We start from the raw sequence: 6,702 nt of genomic DNA, 5'->3' as shown, positions 1-6,702 counted from the left end.
ATTATTTCTATTTTATAAAAATTAATAAAAATAAAAATATCCTTTAAAAAAATTTAAAATTTTGGTACCATGTATTCTATTGTTGCCATAAAGTTTTCAAATACAGGATACAGTGTTAACAGCACTGGCTGTGCTATTAATTTGCCTGTTAATGTCATAAGGTTATAGAAGTAGGCGGATGTAATTGAATTAAATACGAATCCCTTTACTAATGGTGATACAAAGAACACATCGTTTGGCATTGGTGTCCACATGTAGGCGAACTGATCATATACTACTTTTTGCACTGCTGGCATTAAATTAACCTGATCGGTATGATTTACGAAGTCAAGATAGGTAAAGTAAGACTGGAGGGTTCCATTATCTACCCATGCATCATTTCCACCAAAGGCGCCACCCTCACTTGCATCATATACAGGTATAAGCTGCTGTCCTATTGGATCTGGATAATCTGGCAGCCATCCCAGAAACACAAATTGTGGTGTTGCAGAAGCGTTTGTCCATGAGTTCACAGTGGATTCTGTAACTCCTGCGCTGTTGAAGGTTAGACCTATTAACTTAAATGAGTCTATTGCAACAGTTATTTCAGATGTTTCTACGGCATTGAATGGAGAAATTCCTGTTATTGTAAATGTATGTGAGGATAAATCTGATCCCGACCTGTCTCCAAGTTTGGTACCGTTTGGCAATGTCACATAGAAGCCCATGGCCTTGCCTGCCGCACTTATATTTTGCTCTGCAGCAGTTAAATTCTGTGCGGGAAGCGAAAAATTATTTGGATTGTAGAATTGGGATCCATATATTGGAGATAGTGGACCAAGTTCCTCATATGCTTCAGGTGTGCCATTGTAATTATTTTTATAAATGGCAAGCATTGCCGAGTAATTTAATGCATTGTACAGTGCCTCTCTGAAATGAAGATTGCTTGTGTACTTATCCTGCATATTCATTGATATGTAAAATGTACCGACAGTAGGATAGCTATGCACTAGCGCTGATGTTCTCTCTGATTTATTGTAAAATCCGTTTATCATCTGCTTGAATGATGTTGGACCTATTGTCGATATTTGTGATATTCCCCTATCAAAGTCCTCAAGCCTGTCTGCATGCGTTAATCCGTATTTTATTACTACTGTTTTTATATGTGCTGGCTGGGCTATGGATGGGACCTGGGATGTGTGGCCAACAACCCAGTAGTTGGGGTTAGCCTTAAGCACTATTGTTGATAATCCCTTACCAACGCTTGATATTATGTATGGCCCTGAGCCTATAACGCCATTCGCATCAAGGTATGAGTTAGGCGTGTTATATGTCACACCACCATGGGCATCAACATCGCTTGGTTCAACTATGTCTCCCCACCATCCTGCTATATCCTGTAGCAGATATGAGTATGGAACCATGGTATTGATTGTAAAATTATATGTATTATTCACAACCAATGCCTGGTACGGGTATTCCATAACCTCCATTTCTGTATGGTTATAATTGAAATTTGATAAAATGTTGTCAAGATCCATTGCAGCAACTGTGTAATTTGGCTGATCTGTTAAAATTGTGCCACTATCATTATATTTAGCATTATCTGGAATTTTATATCCAGCATGCTCAAGTGCCTGCAATGTTCCATTTGGAATTGCGATCCCCGAGTATGAATAAACTGTTGAGTTAAATAATATTCCTGGGTAATCAGACACATATGGACCCTGGCCCATGATTATGCCTCTCTCAAATGAAAACCAGACTGATGTGGCATTTAGGGCCTGACCGTTACTGAATTTTGCATATGGTCTTAATGTAAATGTATAATTCTGGTCATTATGTACTGTGTAACTGCTGGCTAAAACAGGGACAACGCTTGTTGAGCTACCGTTAAATTCAACAAGTCCATTAAAAAGGGCCGCAAATAACGGTCCGTTGGTTTTGAAAAAACCTGTAGCAGGATCAAGCTGTTCCGGTGCTGCCGTTTGGGATGTATCTGTAAAAACCTCAGGCGGATGGTATAAAGCCAAAAAAGATACAGCAACAACCACCACCACTACAACAATCGCAATAGCTATCTTCAAACCTTTCTTCATAAGCATAAAATTCTAAATTGTATATAAACTTTTTTAACAATACCCTGTCAATCATATTTAAACTTTTTTTAAAAAATAATCATATAGAGTTTTAGTTTATTTACAAATTAATTATACATATAAATAATCTGAGAGATAAATTATTATAATGAATACTTATAAAAGACAAGTCATAATTCGTCTGACATTTATATGAAAGGAACGTTAAAAATTTTAGACTTATTTGTATTTTATTAGGTCATATAGTATATTATTATTTTATTGAATTATACTCTTGATATCTTCAGCATGTTAATATTATAATCATTACCTGCAAATTAGCTGTTTTGTGTCAATTATTTGAATTCTCTAACCAGTTTTCAGGGGTAATATGATTCAATTCCAGTTCGTCTTTAATTTTATTATATATCTTCTCTGCCTGTGGAATATCTTTTATTAAGAAATTTTTCCTTCTAGTAATTATATATATTGAATAAAGGTTAAATTTTTTTTGAAGATACCCGGAGGTTATAAAGAAGTCTGAGAAGTTTTTATATGGTATTTTGTATGACCTAAAAAAATTTTTAATGTAAATATGGGTATCATAAATCTCTATTCTATACGACATTTTAAAAAGTATATAAAGAAGTCCCATAAAATAAACTATTCCAAGAAATATGAAATAATTTAGTATGGTTTTATAGCTAATTTCCAAAAAAGCTGAAAATATGGCGACCAGTATTGTTATTTTTATCAATGTTTTTTCAATGGATTTTATCCATAAAGCCAGCATAGCACCTTAACACCGTCTACATCCCTGAATTCCGGTTCCCTCTGCCGGCATATATCCATGACCCTGGGGCACCTATCACTAAACCTGCACCCCTTTGGAATATTAATAAGGCTTGGGACGTCACCTATTGGAGACTGAAGTTCCTTCTTTTCAAAATCCGGCACCGATGCTATTAAAAGCTGCGTGTATGGATGTTTTGGTGTTTCCATAACCTTTTTTACGGGTCCATATTCAACAAGCTTCCCAGCATAAATAACGGCTATATCATCTGCAACATACTTGGCCACACCCATGTTATGTGTAATAAATAAATATGTTAGGTCTGACTGCTTTTGTATATCTAAAAGCAGATCAAGTATCTGGGCCTGTATGGACTCGTCAAGTGCGGATGTTGGTTCATCTAAGACAAGCACGTCCGGGGCCTTGATAAGTGACCGTGCTATTGCTATTCTCTGTATCTGGCCTCCAGATAATTCTTTAGGTTCCTTATTTGCAATTTCATCATAATCCATGCCGACCATAGAAATTACGCTTTTGGTCTTTTCCATGTCAAAATGTCCAAGGGGTTCTGATACAATCTGCTTAATCTTCATACGTGGATTCACAGAAGTATAAGGATTTTGAAACACCATGGAAATATGCTTTCTTGCGTTATGAATTGTTTTCCTGGTTATTTCCTCTTCATTGAAATAAAACTTACCATCTGTTGGTGTTTCGATAGTTGAAACTATTTTTCCAAGGGTGGTTTTGCCTGAGCCTGATTCACCCACTATTCCAAGTATTTTTCCTTTGCCAACCTCTATTGAAACGTTATCCATGGCCCTAACATAAACAGGTTTTCTTCTAAAGATAATATCAAGCAACTGAAGCTGTTGCGTTAAATAGTATTTTTTTATATTTTCCAATTTTATAATGCTACTCAAATAACCAGCACCTCACTTTATGTCCATTACTAACATCTATTAACGATGGTTCAAACTCATGGCACTTGCCAAAAGCCTTATCGCATCTTGGACTGTACCTGCATCCCTTAGGAAGGTTGAAAAACGATGGCGGGGAACCCTTAATATAAAATAATCTTGTATTGGTCTTATAATCTGTTGGCACACTTTTTAACAGCCCAATTGTATATGGATGGTCAGGGTGTTTAATTAAATCACTGGATTCATTTAATTCCATAATTGTTCCTGCATACATAACAATAATTTTCTTAGAGATTACATATGCCAGACTCAAATCATGTGTTATAAATATTATTCCCATCCCATATTCTTTGTTTAAAGCCTTTAATAGATTAATAACTTGCGCCTGTATGGTTACATCAAGGGCAGTTGTTGGTTCATCAGCTATTAATAATTTGGGCCGCAAAATTAACGCCATGGCTATTACAACCCTCTGCACCTGACCTCCAGAAAGTTCATGCGGATACCTCTTCACAATCTGATCCGGATCCGGCAATCTCACGGATTTTAATGCATCAACTACTATTTTATTTATTTCTTCCGGGGCAACACTTGTACCATTCCTCTGAGCCTTAATCTGTGCAGCCTCTGATAGCTGAAAACCAACGGTTTTTACCGGATTAAGGCTGTTTAGAGGATTCTGAAAAATCATGAATACCTCTGTACCCCTAATTTTTGTCATCTGTTCTTCTGTTAATGATAATAGATTCTGGTCATTTAGGATTATTTCTCCGGATTCCTCTCCTGACGGTGGGAGTAATCTTGCAATAGCCCCACCAAGAGTACTTTTACCTGACCCTGATTCACCAACAATGGCTATTGAATCTCCCCTATCCATGTTTAATTCAAAGTTGTTTAAAACAGTTGTTTTGCCATTAACAGTTTTATAAGAAACTTTGAGATTTTTAATTTCAAGCAACAAATTATATGCACCTCAATATTCTATCCTGTTATTAATTATGTCCTGATATCTGTCACCCACCAGAACGAATCCAGCAACTATTATTAGTATTGTAATGCTTGGGAATACTGCATACCACCAGTCAGCAGGAAGATACTGCAGACCGTTTGAGGCCATGGCACCCAGTTCCGGTATAGGTATGGTTAAACCTATTCCAAGGAAGGCTAATGTTGCATAGGTTAAAATAACATTGCCAAAATCAAGTGCAGCATAAGCTATTACTGGGTCAACACTGTTCAAAAATAAATATCTGAAAAAGAGGCTAAATCTTTTTACACCGTTTATTTTTGCGGCCTGCATATAGTCCATGTTTTTGATTTTAAGAGTCTGACCACGGAAAAATCTTGCATATGTTGGCCACCATACTATGCTTAAAGATATTATCACAGCATCAAAGCCAGCCTTTAATGGTATGGATATTGCAATTACAAGTATAAGAGCTGGAATAGAAAGGAATGCATCTGTTAACCTCATAAGGATATTCTCAAGCCAGCCACCCCGCCATCCTGATATTATTCCCAAAGCTGCACCAATAATTATTGCTGAAAATACAACCACCACAGCAACAAGGGCATCTCTGGGCATTGAGTATAGCATCCTGGAAAGTATGGATTCACCAAGGGCATTTGTGCCAAGTAGCATTGAAAGTGATTTTGTCGATGGCCCTTCAAGTTGAAGGCTAAAATTGGTTGCAAAAGGATTTGAGGGTAACAGCATATAGCCAAGTTTAGGATTACTTGTAAAACCGGCAAGTTCCTCCATTATTCCTTGTATTATGGACCAAATTAAGAACCAGCCAACTATGATAAGCCCTATAAGAGCTGATTTATCCTTTATAAACGACCCAAAATAGCTTACCTTTTTAAACTCTATCTTATCCTCGTAGGCATTTTCGTCAATCACTTTACCCTCACCCTCGGATCCATAATACCATATAATATATCAGCGACTAAATTGGCTATAATTATTGAAATTGCAATAATTACAGTGGTTGATAGTATTGCTATGTAATCCAACCTATATATGGATTGCACTATAAACCATCCCATACCATGATAATCAAAAATATCCTCAACAACAACAGCGCCTGCCACCGCATATCCAAATGTCAGTGCAAGAAGTGTAACAATTGGAATTGCTGCATTCCTTAAGGCTGTTCTATAAACAGCAGTATCCCTGCTAACACCCTTCATTAATTCAAGCTTAAAATAATCTGATTCCATTGCATCAATCATTGATGCCCTAGTAATTCTAGTAATTACACCAAAACTTAAAAGTGCTATTGCCATAACAGGAAGAATCATATGCCTTATAAGACTAAGAAGATATGCACCATCACCTGCTATAATTGCATTTAAAATTGGGAATGCGGCAACGTCTGGAGGCGGTGTCAAAACCGGATTGGCTATACCTGTAGATGGCAGCAAACCGAGATCATATGCAAAGAAAAGCTGAAGTACTATTGCTATAAAAAATGGAGGGGATGCCCATGTAACCAAATACACGCCCTTTACAGCATGATCCTGTATTTTTCTCCTATGTGATGCACCAAATGATCCGGTATACAACCCTAAAAATGTGGATAATATAATGGCAGGAATAACAAGTTCCAGTGTCCTCGGGAGAAATCTTCCTATTAAGCTTATCTCAGGGACGTGATAAACTGGATCATATCCCAGGTTACCACGGAAAATGTTACCAATATACAACAGAACCTGTGTATACAATGGAGCGTTAAGGTGGTATTTGGCAATAATAGCATTTATTTCTGCCTTTGTGTGATGTCCTAACCCGGCATAAATTCCTGCCATGGCCTGTGGTGTGGGTGCTATTAAATGGATCAGGAAAAATACTATTACTATTATAAATATTAATGTAACAATTGCATAAATTGAAAAGTACATATAGAATGGTAACAGTGAAAGCGCA

At 36.8% G+C, this 6,702-nt stretch carries 6 protein-coding genes; all 6 read right to left on the bottom strand.

The genetic code is table 11. The features are described 5' to 3' along the window. Positions 1-53: 53 nt before the first annotated feature. Complete coding sequence (locus AOG54_RS08795; RefSeq protein ID WP_055032620.1) at positions 54-2,078, bottom strand: ABC transporter substrate-binding protein; 2,025 nt, start codon at positions 2,076-2,078, stop codon at positions 54-56. A 331-nt stretch (positions 2,079-2,409) separates the two neighbouring features. Then, positions 2,410-2,850: a hypothetical protein gene (locus AOG54_RS08790; RefSeq protein ID WP_048102352.1), complete on the bottom strand. Its 441-nt coding sequence runs from the start codon at positions 2,848-2,850 to the stop codon at positions 2,410-2,412. After that, a complete protein-coding gene (locus tag AOG54_RS08785) occupies positions 2,832-3,773 on the bottom strand; it encodes an ABC transporter ATP-binding protein (protein WP_048102353.1) in 942 nt (313 codons plus the stop codon). The genes AOG54_RS08790 and AOG54_RS08785 overlap by 19 nt, the downstream gene beginning before the upstream one ends. After that, the gene (locus tag AOG54_RS08780) at positions 3,766-4,734 is read right to left on the bottom strand and encodes an ABC transporter ATP-binding protein (RefSeq protein WP_048102355.1); all 969 of its coding nucleotides are present in this window, start codon (positions 4,732-4,734) and stop codon (positions 3,766-3,768) included. Before AOG54_RS08780 ends, AOG54_RS08785 begins: the two co-directional genes overlap by 8 nt. 12 nt (positions 4,735-4,746) lie before the next feature. Continuing rightward, positions 4,747-5,676: an ABC transporter permease gene (locus AOG54_RS08775; protein ID WP_231563454.1), complete on the bottom strand. Its 930-nt coding sequence runs from the start codon at positions 5,674-5,676 to the stop codon at positions 4,747-4,749. Beyond that, complete coding sequence (locus tag AOG54_RS08770) at positions 5,673-6,677, bottom strand: ABC transporter permease (RefSeq protein ID WP_055032619.1); 1,005 nt, start codon at positions 6,675-6,677, stop codon at positions 5,673-5,675. The genes AOG54_RS08775 and AOG54_RS08770 overlap by 4 nt, the downstream gene beginning before the upstream one ends. Positions 6,678-6,702 lie beyond the last annotated feature (25 nt).

The sequence above is a fragment of the Acidiplasma aeolicum genome (assembly GCF_001402945.1).
GTDB lineage: Archaea > Thermoplasmatota > Thermoplasmata > Thermoplasmatales > Thermoplasmataceae > Acidiplasma > Acidiplasma aeolicum.
Note: the sequence above shows the minus strand (reverse complement) of the source record. Positions and strands in the feature narration are given on the sequence as shown.